A 15,619-nucleotide genomic window follows, 5' to 3' on the forward strand; every position below is an offset into this window, starting at 1 on the left:
TCGAATCCGCCCCCCTCCACCATTTTTATTTTCATAGGGGCATAGTTTAACGGTAGAACAGAGGTCTCCAAAACCTCCGGTGTGGGTTCGATTCCTACTGCCCCTGCCAATTATACTTTATAATTCATTACATCTATGGCGGTTGTGGCGAAGTGGTTAACGCACCAGATTGTGGCTCTGGCACTCGTGGGTTCGATTCCCATCAATCGCCCCATTTTATTATTGGGCTATAGCCAAGCGGTAAGGCAACGGACTTTGACTCCGTCATGCGTTGGTTCGAATCCAGCTAGCCCAGTTGATGTGCGGAAGTAGTTCAGTGGTAGAACACCACCTTGCCAAGGTGGGGGTCGCGGGTTCGAATCCCGTCTTCCGCTCCAATAATGGCGGCATAGCCAAGTGGTAAGGCAGAGGTCTGCAAAACCTTTATCCCCGGTTCAAATCCGGGTGTCGCCTTTTTGAAAAGATTGCCGGGGTGGTGGAATTGGCAGACACACAGGACTTAAAATCCTGCGGTAGGTGACTACCGTGCCGGTTCAAGTCCGGCCCTCGGCACCATGTTTTTTATTATAAGTTGCGCTCTTTAATGATCATGCCGGTGTGGCGGAATTGGCAGACGCGCACGACTCAAAATCGTGTTCCTCACGGAGTGCCGGTTCGACCCCGGCCACCGGTATCTAGTTTTAGATATTCTTTATTATCATCAATTACAAAAGAATTAAGGAATATCAACGTTAAAAACGTCTTTCTACAAATTGTAGGAGGGCGTTTTTTATTTGTTTTTTAGCTGATTTTTCACACGACAAAATTATTTCAAATCTTGTTCACTGGTGAAAAAGGAGATTAACTTTTACTTTATTGATGTTACCTTTATTATTAAACTAAAGGGACAGGATTGGTTAAATTGTACGTAGGAGGTGTTGTAATGATTACGGTTAAAAATGCTGAAAGTTTTCTTAAAGATAGCATTGGTGAAGATACCGATGATATAAAAAAGGTTTGGGAAACATTTAAGGCTTTTTCAAAGGAGACAGTCGAGGGCGAAGAAGATAAAGAAATTTTATTTCAGTGTGGTGTCTATGATTTTACAGGAGAGGAACTATTTCATTTAGACTTTGTACGTCAGTTTACAGTTTATGAAGAAGATGATTATTCTCACATGGAACAACTACACTGTGAATTTTTATTTAAACCAACAACCGAGTTAAAAAAGTTAAAGGTGGTAGAAGAATGGTCAATGGATTATGACGATATAGATCATTTTTTTAATCAAATTGAAAGTATTCATGAGTTTAAAATACCTTTGAGTTTAAAGCCGATAAAATCAAAAATATTTCAAGAAGAACTTTAATTCTTATTTCATTAACGGGTGCTTTACTTTAAGAGGGTATACCTTGCCTTTTAGGAATAATTTATCAAGGAGTGCCGGTTCACTGGCCACCGGTATCTATTAAAAGTTTCATGATCGTTTTTTTGTGGTTTAAATGAGTTATTTGGATAAAAATAGAAACCTATTAGAAAATAATGAGGATGTACTTCTATTAGCAGAATAATCTTAAGTGATTTGCAACATTGGATTAAGATACATTTAACCATGTAAGGAAACAAAATAGGGTAGCACATTCACATAAAACAGTGTACTAACCTTTGTGTAACTAAATGAATATATAGATCAATACACATCTTTAGCTGATATCATTATTGTGACCCAATTTGAGGGGAGAATTTATGAAAAAACAAAATGATCATGAAGAGTTATTGACAGGTGGCAATGTCTCGAACGTATATCGTTCGGGAGATACGGTTCGTCGAGAAGTAAAGTCAGACAATATCAATATACAAAAGCTGCTAAAGCATTTAGAAGAAAAGAATTTCTCCTATGCTCCAAAGTTTTTAGGGGTTGATGAAAAAGGTAGAGAGATCTTGTCCTTCATTGAAGGTGTGGCCGGTCATAACCCCTTAAAAGAATATATGTGTTCTCAAGATGTCTTAAAAGAAATAGCCAAAATGCTAAGACTTTATCATGATGCTGTTCGGGATTTCCCCATTTCAGACGATTGGGAACGAATGGACAATACGCCGAACACCATAGAGGTTGTATGCCATAATGATTTTGCTATGTACAATATCATTTTCAATAATGAAAAACCAGTAGGAATCATTGATTTTGATGTAGCTGCTCCTGGTCCAAGACTTTGGGATATCGCATATACACTGTATACATGTGTACCTATCAGTAGATTTTTTCGCACCAAAACAGGAGATATCGTGAACTATGATTCATCAGAACATGCAGACCATATAAAGCATAGAGTGAAACTGTTTTTTGAATCATATGGTGAGGAAATAGCAGAAGATTATTTGGATATGGTGTTGCTGCGTTTAGAAGGATTATGTCAGTACATGAAACGAAAAGCGAGTGAGGGGGATATCGCTTTTCAAAACATGATTCATGAAGGACATCTCATACATTATCAAAAAGACATTCAATTTATTCATGACCACAGAAAAGAATGGATGTAAACTGCTTACCTTTAAATTAGAAAGACAATAGAAATCAAAATGAGTAGCTTACCTTCATACGGTAAATGTTACAATTGGCTATATCAAATACAGAGAATGAATGTAAAGAGGCGGCGTTGTTATGTTGCAAACAAAGACGATATTACAGACCATCATTCAAGACGAGGGCTCAAAGGATTATCCACTTTTTAGACAGTACTGTATGAGAAAAGAACAGGGCTTGCGTAAAGATGCGCTAAAAGTTCTTCAGTCCTTTATTGAAGAGATGAAGGAGAATGATTTTGAAGTGCAGCGTGTATTTGTTACTTGGCTGTTTGAGTGGATTGAACGATTTGAGGATGGTCATCATCTACTTGTGTATCCGTTGGTGAATGGGGTGATCCAGCCTGTTTTTCAAACGTGGGAAAATGTTGATCCATTGGATGTGAGACCATATCGCTGGCGAGGTTTGTTTGTGCATCAGGGAGAAGGGATGCCCTATTTATTGAAGGCATTAGAGCTTGGGGGCAGCAAGGAGCAGCGTGTGATTGTTCAAATTTGTGAAACCTATTTATCGGCCTTGTGGTATTCGTTTCATCATATACATGAAGATCTTTATTTAAGTACCTATGAGAAGGATCAAGAGAGAATTCAAGGTATTGAAGATGTGATGATGATGATCCAAGATGTAAGGACTCGTACCAATGTTCAAAAACAAGCAGCTTATTATGGTCAGCTTTTAACAGACTGGATGGCATTTCAGAAGACGGAGACAAGAGGTTTTATGAAATGGTGTGCGGAGCGAAAGAAGCCGTATGAGTGGGTAGAGGCCTTTTATTATCAGCAATAGATGAGAAAACGGCAGAATTCATTCTGCCGTATTTTAATGCCATATTCGCTTTGTTTCTATATGATCTGGACTAAAATATCTCAGGATATAGACATCTGGATTGCTTAGTTTTTCCCACTCCTCGAATCCAATCGTTGAATCGGCGTGTTTCAGAAGCAGGCTCATGATATTGCCATGTGTGACGAATAGGGTATGATCTTTTTCTAGTTTTATTTGTTCGTGGAGCACTTCTACAATACGATTCATGGCTTGTTGGCTAGATTCTCCGCCTTCACAGGTCATATGTAAGTCCGTAAAACTGAGCTTTAGTTTCTCATACCAATTGTCCATTGGTTTGCTGCTTAACACACGTTCAGAGAGGCGCTCATCGATTTTTATCTCTAGCTGTTTTGCATGAGCAAGGGGCTCAGTGGTTTGAATCGCTCGTCTATAAGGACTTGAGATAATCTGATTGAGATGAATGTTGGAAAAAAACTGTGCCAATTCATGAGATTGAGCGATGCCTTTTGGCGTTAAAGCGGCATCTTTCGCTTGTCCATCTGCTTGACAGTGTCTGACGATATAATATGTTTTCATTTGAATACACCTTTCATTGAGTATAAAAAAATCATCCAGAATTGGATGAGAATTTTCGGAAGGTCTAGGTTAGTTTGTTCGTATCTGTTTCTTTATAGGGATCTGTGAGCTTGGAGGTCAGGTCTAGGTTGAACAGAAAATCATCTAAGGTGTCTGTGCCAAAGGGAAGTGTGGAGAAGTTGATTGGGATGCTGTCTTCTTGCTTTTCTGTAGTGAACTGCTGTGCAGGCTGCTTTTTTCTCCAGTTCTTAAACAAGCGCATGTGAGGCCCCCTTTTCTTTGAGAAAGATGGATTTATACATAATATACGGGGTGAGTTGTCCTGGCGTCAATTGTTTTCTTCAAAAGGAATATTCAATTGATATAAAAAGAGCCACAGGAAAGTGTGGCTCTTTTTTCAGTTTACATGGCACGTTGTAATGCTTGTAGTAATTTACGTTCGTACCCTAAGTTGACATACAATTAAAAACAATCCCAATGCATAAACCATTCGTTGATTTCTTTGTCGTAATAGAAATACATCGTGCCGTTATCGCCAATCATAAAACGAGGTTTTTCTTCTGAGGCGATTTGCAGCATGAAATCGCCTGATTGTTGATGGGGTGGAGATTGAATATAAGCCCCATATCCACCGATTTTTGTGAACGAGTAATTTGTGTATTGGTTAAAGAAGTGGTCTGTCGCTTCTACACTTTCGTTTACTTCTGATAAATCTACATATGACCAGGCTTCTTCCCAGCAAGGGAAGTCCTTTTGCTCACTTTCGTTCCATTGGATTTGAAAGGGTTTGAGCCCTCTCACTTCTTCAGGAGTCTCAGCTAATTCTAAACCTTCGATTGTCGAATATTCAATGAGCTTCCATCCTTCACCGTTTTTGGTGATATCAATCGGAAGTTCTTTCTGATTGAGAAAAATTTGAATCATCTTACATTGATTGAAGCCGTTTATTCCTCCTGGTACTTCAGGTAAATAAATTTGTAAAATCGGAACCATGGCCCCATCTTGATCTGTCGGCCAGCCATGATTAGGATGGATGAAAAAATGACCGGCAAACCAGCTGTGTACAGCTGGATCAGGACGGAAGCCGCCAATTTTGGCGATGACGGGCGTTTTCCCAATTTGATTTAATTCTTGAAAAGCTTTGATCTCCATTGATAGTCCCTCCAGCCTTTAGCCTGCAATGTGTGCATCTTGAAATGTACCATTTATATTTCCTGTGACAATAATGACATGTCCCCAAAATAAATCACCGTCATGACAGTAGACTTCAAACTCTCCATCAGGGTAAACATGCAGGCTTTCAAATGACATGCGGTCTATAAATTGATCCAGTGTAAGTTCTTCTTGTTCTTCAGCAGATTCGTCTTGTTCCTGCCAGTCTTTTGCTAGATCGATCAGCTGATTTGCGGCAAACGATTTAATAGAAGAATCCCATTTGGTCTGCTTCTCCATGAGTTTGCTTGCTGTCTGTAGAGAATCATTTATTTTTTCCTCTTCTTCAAGGTTGAAGTAGAGGAGGCATTCTTGATTGTTCCATTGGATCATCTTTTCAAATAAGTCTAGTCCCTTCACTAATTCAAAGCTGCCAAGTGTGTCATCATGATAAAAGACAGGTTTTTGGGCTTCTTCTAAAATCTCTTGAAGCTCTTGATCCTTTGTATCTATATCAATCAATGATACAAGCATGAATTCACTTTCACCTTTTCGAACTTGAAGTGAGACGATTGATTCTTTATGTAATTGTGCCTGCTTTTCCCTTAATCCTTCGTCATCTGTTAACCAGCAGAGCCTTATTGTTTCGGTTGTGATGTGGCCATTTTCCTTCCAGGCAATCAGTGGAATAGAGGCAGTCCAAAGAGACTGCTGTCCTGCCTTCCCTGCGCCTACGCCAGAAGGTCCTGTGACAGCTATGATGCTGACAATATCTTCTGAAAATCTTTCTTCAAATGTGTTTATTTGTTTGTTAATCTTCATGTGATGTCCTCCAGATTGAGTTTTTTGTCATGAACAGAAGGATGATATGATCAAAATCTATATCTTTATCACACCGCATATTAGTAGAAGAAATCAAGCTTTTTTTGTTTAAAACTGTTTTTTTAGGTGGATACATGGATTCTTGAAGGTTAAGTCACAATAAAGGAAGCAGGGATCGAATTTTGTATAAATTTGGGTAAGTGAGTCGAAAAGCCTAGGTTATTCTTCCCTTTCTTTATAATTACTTTGACACGATCAGATGAAAAAAGTAAAGTAATACTGAGTGATTTACAAAGCCTTCATCATTCAATGAAGTTTGAAGTGTGAGTAAATTAAATGTAAATGGATATTTTTCCTTTTATTTACTCGTATTTTTTTGAAACTTATGATGCTTCTCATTCGTTATATTAAAGGAGTACATGGTACCGGCATTGACAGAGCATTCGAATGCCTGGTGCAGAAGATTTACATTTGCAAAATGAATGTAAATTTTTTATGATTTCACTTATATCAGATCGAAAATAAGAAAGAAGAGGTTTTATGAAAAAAATATTTGCGAACAAATATAGCTTTTTTGTTTTGGCTGTTCTTTTATTTTGGGCAAAATCGTACACAGCCTACAAAATGGACTTTAATTTAGGAGTGAAGGGATCTTTTCAAGAGGGTCTTCTCTTATTAAATCCATTCAGTTCAGCCATTGTGTTTTTAGGACTTGCTCTCTTTTTTAAGGGGCGTAAATCTGCCATTGTTTTAATTGTAATTGATTTTATTATGACCGCACTTTTATATGCCAATGTAGCGTATTATCGTTTCTTTGATGATTTCTTGACCTTCCCAACAATGAAGCAAGCAGGAAATCTGGGAGGAGGTATGACAGGCGGTGTGTTAGCAAGTATTAAGCCGCATGACCTTTTGTACTTCCTTGATATCATTATCTTGATTGCGATTGTCATTTGGAGACCAGAAGTGAAGAAGTTCCAAATGAAAAAGACATTTGCACTGCTGATTGTGGCTGCTGGTGTAGGTCTGTTCTTTGTTAACCTTCATTTAGCAGAAAAGGATCGTCCAGAATTATTAACGAGAACATTCGATCATAAGTATATTGTCAAATATTTAGGCGTGTATAACTACGCGATTTATGACGGTGTTCAAACAGCGCAAAATGCGACGCAGGTAGCTAATGCGAGCAGTGATGATTTAACGGATGTTGTGAACTATACGACGTCTCACTATGCAAAGCCAAATGCAGAATATTTTGGTAAAGCAAAAGGGAAAAACATTATTAAAATCCATTTAGAGAGCTTCCAGTCATTTTTAATTGACTACAAGTTAAATGGAGAAGAAGTGACACCATTTTTAAACAAACTCGCTCATGGAAAAGACGACTTTACGTATTTTGATAACTTCTTCCATCAGACTGGGCAAGGTAAAACTTCTGATGCTGAGCTGATGATGGACAATAGTATGTTTGGTTTGCCAGAGGGAGCGGCGTTTGTGACAAAGGGTGAAAATACCTTCCAATCACTTCCTGCCATCTTAGATCAAAAAGCAGGCTATACGAGTGCAGTGCTTCACGGAGACTATAAATCTTTCTGGAACCGTGACACGATTTATAAACATATGGGAATTGATCAATTCTTCGATGCTTCCCATTACAACATGGACGAAGAAAACCTTGTGAATATGGGTCTGAAGGATAAACCGTTCTTCAAAGAATCCATTCCAATGTTAGAATCAATGAAAAAGCCATTTTATGCACACTTAATGACACTGACAAATCACTATCCATTTAATTTGGATGAAAAAGATGCGACAATCGCTAAAGCAACAACTGGCGATAAAACAGTGGATAACTATTTCCAGACAGCACGATATTTAGATGAGTCATTAGAGCAATTCTTTAAGGACTTGAAAAAATCAGGTCTATATAAAGACTCAGTTATTTTGTTATATGGTGACCATAACGGTATTTCTGAGAACCATAACCGTGCAATGAGTGAAATTCAAGGAAAAGAAATTACGCCTTACCAAAATGCACAAAACCAGCGTGTTCCGCTTATGATTCGTATTCCTGGTAAGCAGGGCGGCGTGAACCATACGTATGGTGGTGAAGTAGACGTAATGCCAACGCTTCTTCACTTACAAGGTATCGATTCAAATGAATTCGTGAATTTTGGAACAGATTTATTCTCTAAAAAGCATGATCAGACCGTTGCCTTCCGTAATGGAAACTATGTGACACCGAAATACACACTTGTCGATAATACTGTCTATGATACGAAGACAGGTAAAGTGGTGAAACAAAATAAACAGACAGAGGCGATTAAAGCCCGTGTTGATAATCAGTTAAGTCTTTCAGATAAAGTGCTCTACAGGGATCTTCTTCGATTCCATAAATTATCTGATTTCAAACCAGTGAATCCATCGGATTATTTCTATGGTAAAACAAACGAAGAAAAAGATGCAGGATCTTCTGCTAACTAACTGAGTTTTGGGCAAGCACAGAAAGGTGCTTGCCTTTTTTCTCTCATTGCTTGATTTGTTGGCAAAATATGTTTATATTTAGGGAGAAACAAGCGTGACGCTGGCAGACAGCTGGTGAAACACATTTCGTCCTAGGGGAATTCAGGAGGAGTTTATGACAACAAATACAAAAACACAAAAAAAGAAATCAGAATTATGGGGCTGGATCAAAGCCATCTTAATCGCATTCATTGCTGTTTTTATCATTCGGAACTTTTTATTCGCGCCATACATTGTCAAAGGTTCTTCTATGTACCCGACATTGCATGATACAGAGCGGGTGTTTGTGAATAAAACAGTTGATTATTTCGATGATTATAAACGAGGACAGATCATTGTTCTTGATGGGGAAGACCGCAGCACCCATTATGTCAAACGCTTGATTGGTTTACCTGGTGATAAGATTGAAATGAAAAATGACCAGCTATACGTCAATGGTCAAAAAGTGGCGGAGCCTTACTTAGCGTCAAATAAAAAGAAAGCAGCTGCAGACGGTACATTGCTGACACCTGATTTTGGTCCTCTTACTGTTCCAAAAGGAAAGTATTTTGTGATGGGTGACAACCGCCAAAATTCAATGGACAGCCGCAACGGCTTAGGACTTTTTACAAAACGTGATATTCAAGGAACTACCTCATTTGTATTTTATCCATTCCAAGATATTCGATTACTCAACAAATAAGAAAAAAAGCACACAGCGTGTGCTTTTTTTTATTTCATTCAGACTGGCTTTTTGTTATGGCTTGTTCAAGATCTGCAAGGATGTCTTCAATTGCTTCTGTTCCAACCGATAAACGAATGAGTTCTGGTGTGACACCTGTCGCTTTTTGTTCAGCTTCACTTAATTGCTGATGCGTTGTGCTGGCAGGATGAATGATTAAGGATTTAGAATCGCCCACGTTTGCGAGATGGGAGAAAAGCTGCACGGAATCAATGAGTTTTTTACCTGCTTCTCGCCCGCCTTTAATACCGAATGTGAGGATTGCACCTTGTCCTTTTGGTAAATATGTTTGAGCAAGCTCAAACGATTCGTGACTTTCAAGACCAGGATAGCTTACCCAATCGACAAGAGGGTGATCCTGTAAGAATTGTGCAGTTTTTAACGCATTTTCACTATGCCGCTCAAGACGAAGGTGTAATGTTTCTAAGCCTTGCAAAAGTAAAAATGAGTTGAATGGCGACAGGGCAGCCCCTAAATCACGTAAGAGCTGTACTCGTGCTTTGGTGATATAAGCTGCTTCACCAATCGCTTCTGTATATGTCAGGCCATGATAACTTGGATCTGGTTCAGTCAGCCCTTTGAATTTATCGCTGTCAGCCCAAGGGAATTTGCCGCTATCAACGATGACACCGCCAATTGATGTACCATGACCGCCAATAAATTTCGTAGCTGAGTGGACGACAATGTCTGCACCGAACTCGATAGGTCTTAATAAATAGGGACTGGCGAGCGTGTTGTCTACAATAAGTGGAATATGGTGCTTGTGTGCAATCGCTGAGATGGCTTCAATATGTAAAATGTCGCCTTTTGGATTCCCAATGCTCTCTGCATACACTGCCTTTGTTTTGTCTGTAATCGCTGCTTCGAGTTCTTCAAGGTTAGATGAATCGACAAATTTTACTGTAATTCCGAGTTTTTTGAGCGTATGGGCAAATAAATTGTAGGTGCCTCCATATAGGCTGCTTGAGGAAACGATTTCATCCCCTGCTCCTGCGATGTTTAAAATAGAATAAGTCGTAGCTGCTTGTCCAGAAGAAACAGCAAGTGCACCAATTCCACCTTCAAGCTCAGCAATTCGTTTTTCAAAGACGTCATTTGTAGGGTTCATAATACGCGAATAAATATTGCCAGGCTCCTGAAGGCCGAATAAATTTGCTGCATGCTCACTATCTCTAAAACCAAATGAGCTTGTTTGGTAAATCGGTACGGCTCTTGAATAGGTCGCTGAATCAAGCTCCTGACCTGCGTGAATGGCTTTTGTTTCTAAACGAAATGAACGTTCCTCTGACATGTGTATATCCTCCTTTTGTTAGATAAAACCAACTGTTTTGATAAGAAATATTTAATAAGACTATAAATCTTGTTCCCTGCCCGGTCAATCATTTTTTAGATAAATCTGAAAAAACAATAAATAAAGTTGACAGGTCGGAATAGTATGTATTAACATGAGCATACTGAAAACACAAACAAGAATGGCTGATCGGTCAACCGAAGGCTCTATCACTCAAGCATGAGTGAAGAGCCTTTTTTTATTTGAATAAGAAAGGATGATGAAGATGGAAAAAAAGAAAAAGCGAAGAAAATACAGAAAACACATGGATATCACATTAGATATATTAATTGAGCGGAACAAATATGAGATATACAGCAACAAGGAACGAATAGAAGCGATTTACGATCGAATTGATGAAAAGCATACAAGGACAAAATAACTATTTTATAAAATTAAGTTGATTTATAGGATTAGTATGATTTAGGATGGTGCTAACAAATCAATATGAATAGCTGATCGGACAACACGAAGGCTCTTATCTCTCTTTTGGGATAAGGGCCTTTCTGTGTATCTATCTGATGGCAAGGGGAGTGGAGGTTTCAATGACGATTTCAATTGATATTGTGGATAAGTCCTTTTGGAAAGACAAACAGACCATTCGAGTGCTAGAAGACATGAGATTGACCATCGTCCCCGGTGAATTTGTGACGGTGATTGGTCCGAGCGGATGCGGGAAAAGTACATTGCTAAAGATCATTGGCGGGCTCGATACAGAGTATGATGGGCACATCTCGATAGGGAACAGACAGATCACAGAACCAGGAATGAAACAGGGATTTATCTTTCAGGAACACCGCTTGTTTCCATGGCTGACAGTCGAAGAAAACATAGCAGCCAATTTCAATTTAAAACAATCGGATGTACGCCGCAAAGTGGATGAATTGATTGAAATTGTTCGATTAAAAGGGTTTGAACATGCTTATCCACATGAGCTCTCAGGAGGGATGTCACAGCGGGTTGCCATTGCGAGAGCACTCCTGCGTGATCCGGAGATCTTATTGCTTGATGAACCATTTGGTGCGCTGGATGCATTCACACGAAAACACTTGCAGGATGTGCTGCTGGACATATGGCAGGAGAAAAGAACAACGATGGTGCTCGTGACTCATGATATTGATGAATCTATTTATTTAGGAAATGAAATTGTGCTCTTACAAGCAAGGCCTGGCCGAATTCATAAAATTCTTCCCGTGAACTTACCTTTTCCGCGTGATAGAACGTCAACTGATTTTCAAAACTTAAGACAAAAGGTGCTTTCAGAATTTGAGAAAACAGATGAACTGTTACTAACGGATGGATCAGGAATTTAAGGAGGACAATCGCATGAAAAAGAAACAAATGATCATTTTCTTTTTGAGTCTTTTACTTGTTTTAGCAGGGTGTGATCAAGCAGCAGACGGCTCAGAAAACAAGGTGAAAGAGATTCGGATTGGGATTCAGCAAAGTTTGAGCCCGCTTCTTTTAGCAAAGGAAAAGGGATGGTTTGAACAAGCATTTGAAAAAGAAGGAGTGAAGATAAAGTGGGTGGAGTTTCAAAGTGGTCCTCCCCAATTTGAAGGACTTGCGGCAAATCAATTAGATTTTTCACAGGTTGGGAACTCACCAGTCATAGCGGGCCAGGCAGCAGGTATTGATTTTAAGGAAATTGGTTTATCTCAGGATGGGCTGAAAGCGAACGGTATTTTAGTGAATAAGAACAGTGAGATTCAAAAAGTAGAAGACTTAAAAGGGAAAAAAATTGCTGTTGCTAAAGGGAGCAGTGGCTTTGACTTTTTATACAAAGTATTAGATCAGGCAGGTTTATCTGCAAAGGATGTTCAAATCATTCAGCTTCAGCCAGATGAAGCGATATCTGCATTTGAAAATGGGTCCGTTGATGCTTGGTCGATCTGGGAGCCGTTCCTATCACTGGAAACGATAGAGAAGGGAGCAAAGCTTCTAGTGAATGGGGAAGCATCAGATTTATATTCTCCAGGTTTCACACTTGTTAGAACACAGTTTGCTGAACAGCATCCTGAACTAGTGGTGAAATTCTTAAAGGTATATGATCGTGCGGTGAAATGGCAGAAAGCACATCAAGAAGAAGCTGTTACTCTATATGCGCGTTTGAAAAATTTAGATAAGAAGGTCGTAACACAAGTATTAAATAATACGGAACCACTCAATAAGCCCATCTCGAAGAAAATCATCGATGCTCAGCAGCATACCGCTGATTTTCAATATAAAACAAAGGCTATCCAGCGGAAAATTGATGTGAATCACGTGGTAGACAATTCGTTTATTGAAAAAATGTTGAAAGAGGAGAAGGAAGGATGAAAGCTATTTCTAACCCGGCTATAGCGTCTAAAAGTGAGCGGACAAAGAAAAAAAGGAGAAAAACTTCTTCTTTGTATAAATTAAAGGGGCTGGTATTACCCATTTTATTAATTGTGGTTTGGCAGGTCATAGCTGGTTCTCAAATTGTTTCTTCCACTGTATTGCCTTCGCCCGTCTTGATCACAGAATCCTTTCGAGAGTTGATACGTTCTGGTGAACTGTTTGGTCATTTATACATCAGCCTGTATCGAGCGATATGTGGGTTTCTACTTGGAGGAGGTTTAGGTCTTATCCTGGGCATATGCGTAGGGTTCTCCAAAAGAACAGAGCAGTATGTGGATCCGTCCCTTCAAATGCTGAGAACAGTCCCACATTTAGCTGTCACTCCTTTATTCATCCTCTGGTTTGGCTTTGATGAGACAGCGAAAATTTTATTGATTGCACTTGGAGCTTTTTTCCCGATTTATATCAATACTTTTCTAGGGATTCGCAGTGTGGATAATAAGCTGTTTGATGTGGCTCGCGCCTTAGAATTTAATTTGTATCAAAGCATCACAAAGTTGATTTTACCGGCTGCTCTTCCTCATATTCTTCTTGGCGTGAGGCTGTCATTAGGAATTGCTTGGCTTGGTCTAGTGGTAGCTGAATTGATGGGTTCAAGCAGCGGCGTCGGTTATATGATTATGGATGCAAGGCAATTTTCTCAAACAGATAAGGTGTTTGTAGGAATTATCATTTTTGCAGTAGTAGGTAAGCTGACAGATTCATTGGTACGACTGTTAGAAAAGCGTCTGCTTAAGTGGCGCACTAGTTATCAAGGTGAATAATAATAGGGGGCGATGTGATGAATATTCTATGGTTTATTCCAACGCATGGAGACGGCCGTTATTTAGGATCAACAAAAGGTGCAAGAAAGGCAGACTATCCATATTTTAAACAGATTGCTCAAGCTGCCGACCAGCTTGGTTATACAGGGGTCTTGCTGCCGACTGGGAGATCCTGTGAAGATCCATGGCTGACGGCGTCCGCTTTAGCTGCAGAAACAACGCATTTAAAGTTCCTCGTGGCTCTTAGACCAGGTCTGATGCAGCCGTCTGTTGCTGCTAGAATGACTTCTACATTAGATCGTCTTTCAGGCGGGAGGCTGCTGATTAATGTTGTAGCAGGGGGAAGTAAAGAGGAGCTTGAAGGAGATGGGTTATTTATTTCTCATGATGAACGTTATGAGGCAACAGAAGAGTTTTTGACGATTTGGAAGCGGTTATTGAAAGGAGAAAATGTACAGTTTCAAGGAAAACATCTACAGTCAGAAAATGGCCGGCTGTTATTCCCGCCAGCTCAAACACCCCATCCACCAGTCTTTTTTGGCGGATCATCGGCAGCGGGGATTCAAACAGCCGCCAAGCATACAGATGTCTATTTAACTTGGGGCGAACCGCCATTACAAGTAAAAGAGAAAATTGAACAGGTGAAGAAACAGGCTGAAAAGGAAGGAAGAACGGTGAAGTTTGGCATTCGTCTTCATGTGATTGTGAGAGAAACAGAAGAGGAGGCATGGCAGGCAGCGGAACATCTGATTCGTCATCTAGATCAAGAAACAATTGATAAGGCACAAAAAGTTCTACAGGGCATGGACTCAGTAGGTCAAAGACGAATGGTGGAATTGCATCAAGGGGATAAAAATAAACTTGAAATCAGCCCAAATCTTTGGGCAGGCATTGGTTTAGTACGCGGCGGTGCAGGAACAGCCCTCGTCGGAGACCCGCAAACAGTGGCAGAGCGTATATTAGAATATAAGTCTCTAGGCATTGATACATTTATATTTTCTGGATACCCGCACCTGGAAGAAGCTTATTATTTAGCAGAGCTTGTTTTCCCGCTCCTTCCATTCAATAAACAGGGGGAAGCAGAACTTCATGTGCCAGCTGGTGAAATTATTGGAAACAATCATTTCCCAGATGCAGCCTCTGCAGCGAGTTCCTCATAAATATGAAAAAGCAAAGCAGTCTGCGATGACTGCTTTGCTTTTTTTATAGAAAGGGAGCGAGTCATATGTTGTGTACTACTGAACAAAGTAAGGGCTTTTTTCCCAATCGATTTTCTTGTATATACATATTTTAAGAGCCAAGAGAAGAAGGAAAATATACTCACTCTTTTATCGGAATGATCAGTAAATATTTCATAATTGGCGTTGCTGCGACATATAATCAGGACTTTTATATCTGATATAACGGGGGAATTCTTTCTATCTCAGAAAAAAGAAAGAAGATAAATATCGGATGATCAATATGGACTATTTCCAAAAAGGAAGAAAAAAGATGGTTTAATTGACATTAAATGGTTCTTGTAGTTCTTAAGGGGTACCAAAATCTAGTAAATAAGAGAGAGTTTAAGTGGTTGAAAATGAATAATTGAATAAAAAGTCATGTTTTACTCAAATGTATGTTCGGTCGAAAATGGGATGTTCTGTAGATGTTTGGAGGATGAAGCCTATGATACGATCATCATAAGCTGGGAGGTGAAAAGTATGACTTATGCAGCGCCGCAAGTTGACTATTCCACTATGGAACCTGCTATTATGGACCAAGCTTGGTTCTTAGTATTTGTTGCTGTCCTTCTTGGTTTGGGAGCAACAGTAGTTCTAGGAGCAGCAGTTTGGTGTTTAGCAAACGGCAAGGGTAGCTTTACGGGAGCCGTTCAGTGGGAAAGTGGCTTGAAAGTCCAAATTGAATGTAAGTAGCTATACTTAGGATTCATCTTTTTACTTCTAGGATAAGACACCTGGGCTAAACCGTCTGTGGCGGGCGGTTTAGCCTGATCTGTTTAT

General features: G+C 39.5%; 16 protein-coding genes and 7 tRNA genes. 18 read left to right on the plus strand and 5 right to left on the minus strand.

The genetic code is table 11. From position 1 onward, the window contains the following. Positions 1 to 35 precede the first annotated feature (35 nt). The 10 genes from AKG37_RS14115 (at position 36) to AKG37_RS14160 (ending at position 3,349) form a co-directional block, all read left to right on the plus strand. Positions 36 to 109 (plus strand) — tRNA-Trp (locus tag AKG37_RS14115). A 29-nt stretch (positions 110 to 138) separates the two neighbouring features. Then, positions 139 to 214, plus strand: a tRNA-His gene (locus tag AKG37_RS14120). A 9-nt stretch (positions 215 to 223) separates the two neighbouring features. Beyond that, positions 224 to 295, plus strand: a tRNA-Gln gene (locus AKG37_RS14125). Positions 296 to 302: 7 nt separating this feature from the next. Continuing rightward, a tRNA-Gly gene (locus AKG37_RS14130) sits at positions 303 to 377 on the plus strand. Positions 378 to 382: 5 nt separating this feature from the next. Then, positions 383 to 453: transfer RNA gene (locus tag AKG37_RS14135), tRNA-Cys, on the plus strand. A 13-nt stretch (positions 454 to 466) separates the two neighbouring features. Continuing rightward, positions 467 to 555: transfer RNA gene (locus tag AKG37_RS14140), tRNA-Leu, on the plus strand. A 36-nt stretch (positions 556 to 591) separates the two neighbouring features. Continuing rightward, a tRNA-Leu gene (locus tag AKG37_RS14145) sits at positions 592 to 673 on the plus strand. Between the two features lie 249 nt (positions 674 to 922). After that, entirely contained in the window at positions 923 to 1,348 is a 426-nt protein-coding gene (locus AKG37_RS14150; RefSeq protein ID WP_060699388.1) for a hypothetical protein, read from the plus strand. Positions 1,349 to 1,725: 377 nt separating this feature from the next. Next, positions 1,726 to 2,520, plus strand: a complete 795-nt coding sequence (locus tag AKG37_RS14155; RefSeq protein WP_060699389.1) for a phosphotransferase — start codon at positions 1,726 to 1,728, stop codon at positions 2,518 to 2,520. Between the two features lie 124 nt (positions 2,521 to 2,644). Continuing rightward, positions 2,645 to 3,349 carry a hypothetical protein gene (locus tag AKG37_RS14160; RefSeq protein WP_060699665.1) on the plus strand — a complete coding sequence of 235 codons (705 nt, stop codon included), beginning with the start codon at positions 2,645 to 2,647 and terminating at the stop codon, positions 3,347 to 3,349. Positions 3,350 to 3,382: 33 nt separating this feature from the next. Here AKG37_RS14160 and AKG37_RS14165 read toward each other — a convergent pair whose 3' ends face one another. The 4 genes from AKG37_RS14165 to AKG37_RS14180 all read right to left on the minus strand — a co-directional run bounded on the left by AKG37_RS14165 (position 3,383) and on the right by AKG37_RS14180 (position 5,899). Then, positions 3,383 to 3,925 (minus strand): histidine phosphatase family protein, encoded by a 543-nt coding sequence (locus tag AKG37_RS14165; protein ID WP_060699390.1) that lies wholly within the window; start codon positions 3,923 to 3,925, stop codon positions 3,383 to 3,385. Between the two features lie 64 nt (positions 3,926 to 3,989). Continuing rightward, positions 3,990 to 4,187 carry a hypothetical protein gene (locus tag AKG37_RS14170; protein ID WP_060699391.1) on the minus strand — a complete coding sequence of 66 codons (198 nt, stop codon included), beginning with the start codon at positions 4,185 to 4,187 and terminating at the stop codon, positions 3,990 to 3,992. Between the two features lie 200 nt (positions 4,188 to 4,387). Further along, on the minus strand, positions 4,388 to 5,077 hold the full coding sequence (locus AKG37_RS14175; protein WP_060699392.1) for a DUF1963 domain-containing protein: 690 nt from the start codon (positions 5,075 to 5,077) through the stop codon (positions 4,388 to 4,390). An 18-nt stretch (positions 5,078 to 5,095) separates the two neighbouring features. Beyond that, complete coding sequence (locus AKG37_RS14180) at positions 5,096 to 5,899, minus strand: DUF2262 domain-containing protein (RefSeq protein ID WP_060699393.1); 804 nt, start codon at positions 5,897 to 5,899, stop codon at positions 5,096 to 5,098. A gap of 540 nt (positions 5,900 to 6,439) precedes the next feature. Between AKG37_RS14180 and ltaS the strand changes: the two genes are divergently transcribed. Continuing rightward, entirely contained in the window at positions 6,440 to 8,383 is a 1,944-nt protein-coding gene (gene ltaS / locus AKG37_RS14185) for a lipoteichoic acid synthase (protein WP_060699394.1), read from the plus strand. Between the two features lie 154 nt (positions 8,384 to 8,537). Continuing rightward, positions 8,538 to 9,104: a signal peptidase I gene (lepB, locus tag AKG37_RS14190; protein ID WP_060699395.1), complete on the plus strand. Its 567-nt coding sequence runs from the start codon at positions 8,538 to 8,540 to the stop codon at positions 9,102 to 9,104. Positions 9,105 to 9,138: 34 nt separating this feature from the next. On the opposite strand, the gene AKG37_RS14195 is transcribed toward lepB, so the two are convergent. Further along, complete coding sequence (locus tag AKG37_RS14195) at positions 9,139 to 10,434, minus strand: homocysteine synthase (protein WP_060699396.1); 1,296 nt, start codon at positions 10,432 to 10,434, stop codon at positions 9,139 to 9,141. Positions 10,435 to 10,699: 265 nt separating this feature from the next. Between AKG37_RS14195 and AKG37_RS14200 the strand changes: the two genes are divergently transcribed. The 6 genes from AKG37_RS14200 (at position 10,700) to AKG37_RS14225 (ending at position 15,532) form a co-directional block, all read left to right on the plus strand. After that, a complete protein-coding gene (locus AKG37_RS14200) occupies positions 10,700 to 10,855 on the plus strand; it encodes an FbpB family small basic protein (RefSeq protein WP_060699397.1) in 156 nt (51 codons plus the stop codon). Positions 10,856 to 11,018: 163 nt separating this feature from the next. After that, positions 11,019 to 11,786 (plus strand): ABC transporter ATP-binding protein, encoded by a 768-nt coding sequence (locus AKG37_RS14205; protein WP_060699398.1) that lies wholly within the window; start codon positions 11,019 to 11,021, stop codon positions 11,784 to 11,786. 28 nt (positions 11,787 to 11,814) lie between these two features. Next, on the plus strand, positions 11,815 to 12,792 hold the full coding sequence (locus tag AKG37_RS14210) for an aliphatic sulfonate ABC transporter substrate-binding protein (RefSeq protein ID WP_420805466.1): 978 nt from the start codon (positions 11,815 to 11,817) through the stop codon (positions 12,790 to 12,792). Continuing rightward, the gene (locus AKG37_RS14215) at positions 12,789 to 13,619 is read left to right on the plus strand and encodes an ABC transporter permease (RefSeq protein WP_060699400.1); all 831 of its coding nucleotides are present in this window, start codon (positions 12,789 to 12,791) and stop codon (positions 13,617 to 13,619) included. The genes AKG37_RS14210 and AKG37_RS14215 overlap by 4 nt, the downstream gene beginning before the upstream one ends. 17 nt (positions 13,620 to 13,636) lie before the next feature. Beyond that, positions 13,637 to 14,779, plus strand: a complete 1,143-nt coding sequence (gene ssuD, locus AKG37_RS14220; protein WP_060699401.1) for an FMNH2-dependent alkanesulfonate monooxygenase — start codon at positions 13,637 to 13,639, stop codon at positions 14,777 to 14,779. Between the two features lie 540 nt (positions 14,780 to 15,319). Then, positions 15,320 to 15,532, plus strand: a complete 213-nt coding sequence (locus AKG37_RS14225) for a hypothetical protein (protein ID WP_003211695.1) — start codon at positions 15,320 to 15,322, stop codon at positions 15,530 to 15,532. Positions 15,533 to 15,619 lie beyond the last annotated feature (87 nt).

Source organism: Bacillus australimaris (genome assembly GCF_001307105.1).
Taxonomy (GTDB): domain Bacteria; phylum Bacillota; class Bacilli; order Bacillales; family Bacillaceae; genus Bacillus; species Bacillus australimaris.

What these genes read in the sequence shown, in the direction of transcription:
- AKG37_RS14150 (WP_060699388.1), top strand. Translation starts at nt 923, where the DNA reads ATGATTACGGTTAAAAATGCTGAAAGTTTTCTTAAAGATAGCATTGGT.
- AKG37_RS14165 (WP_060699390.1), bottom strand. Translation starts at nt 3,925, where the DNA reads ATGAAAACATATTATATCGTCAGACACTGTCAAGCAGATGGACAAGCG.
- AKG37_RS14200 (WP_060699397.1), top strand. Translation starts at nt 10,700, where the DNA reads ATGGAAAAAAAGAAAAAGCGAAGAAAATACAGAAAACACATGGATATC.
- lepB (WP_060699395.1), top strand. Translation starts at nt 8,538, where the DNA reads ATGACAACAAATACAAAAACACAAAAAAAGAAATCAGAATTATGGGGC.
- ltaS (WP_060699394.1), top strand. Translation starts at nt 6,440, where the DNA reads ATGAAAAAAATATTTGCGAACAAATATAGCTTTTTTGTTTTGGCTGTT.
- AKG37_RS14205 (WP_060699398.1), top strand. Translation starts at nt 11,019, where the DNA reads ATGACGATTTCAATTGATATTGTGGATAAGTCCTTTTGGAAAGACAAA.
- AKG37_RS14175 (WP_060699392.1), bottom strand. Translation starts at nt 5,077, where the DNA reads ATGGAGATCAAAGCTTTTCAAGAATTAAATCAAATTGGGAAAACGCCC.
- AKG37_RS14195 (WP_060699396.1), bottom strand. Translation starts at nt 10,434, where the DNA reads ATGTCAGAGGAACGTTCATTTCGTTTAGAAACAAAAGCCATTCACGCA.
- ssuD (WP_060699401.1), top strand. Translation starts at nt 13,637, where the DNA reads ATGAATATTCTATGGTTTATTCCAACGCATGGAGACGGCCGTTATTTA.
- AKG37_RS14210 (WP_420805466.1), top strand. Translation starts at nt 11,815, where the DNA reads ATGATCATTTTCTTTTTGAGTCTTTTACTTGTTTTAGCAGGGTGTGAT.
- AKG37_RS14180 (WP_060699393.1), bottom strand. Translation starts at nt 5,899, where the DNA reads ATGAAGATTAACAAACAAATAAACACATTTGAAGAAAGATTTTCAGAA.
- AKG37_RS14215 (WP_060699400.1), top strand. Translation starts at nt 12,789, where the DNA reads ATGAAAGCTATTTCTAACCCGGCTATAGCGTCTAAAAGTGAGCGGACA.
- AKG37_RS14225 (WP_003211695.1), top strand. Translation starts at nt 15,320, where the DNA reads ATGACTTATGCAGCGCCGCAAGTTGACTATTCCACTATGGAACCTGCT.
- AKG37_RS14155 (WP_060699389.1), top strand. Translation starts at nt 1,726, where the DNA reads ATGAAAAAACAAAATGATCATGAAGAGTTATTGACAGGTGGCAATGTC.
- AKG37_RS14170 (WP_060699391.1), bottom strand. Translation starts at nt 4,187, where the DNA reads ATGCGCTTGTTTAAGAACTGGAGAAAAAAGCAGCCTGCACAGCAGTTC.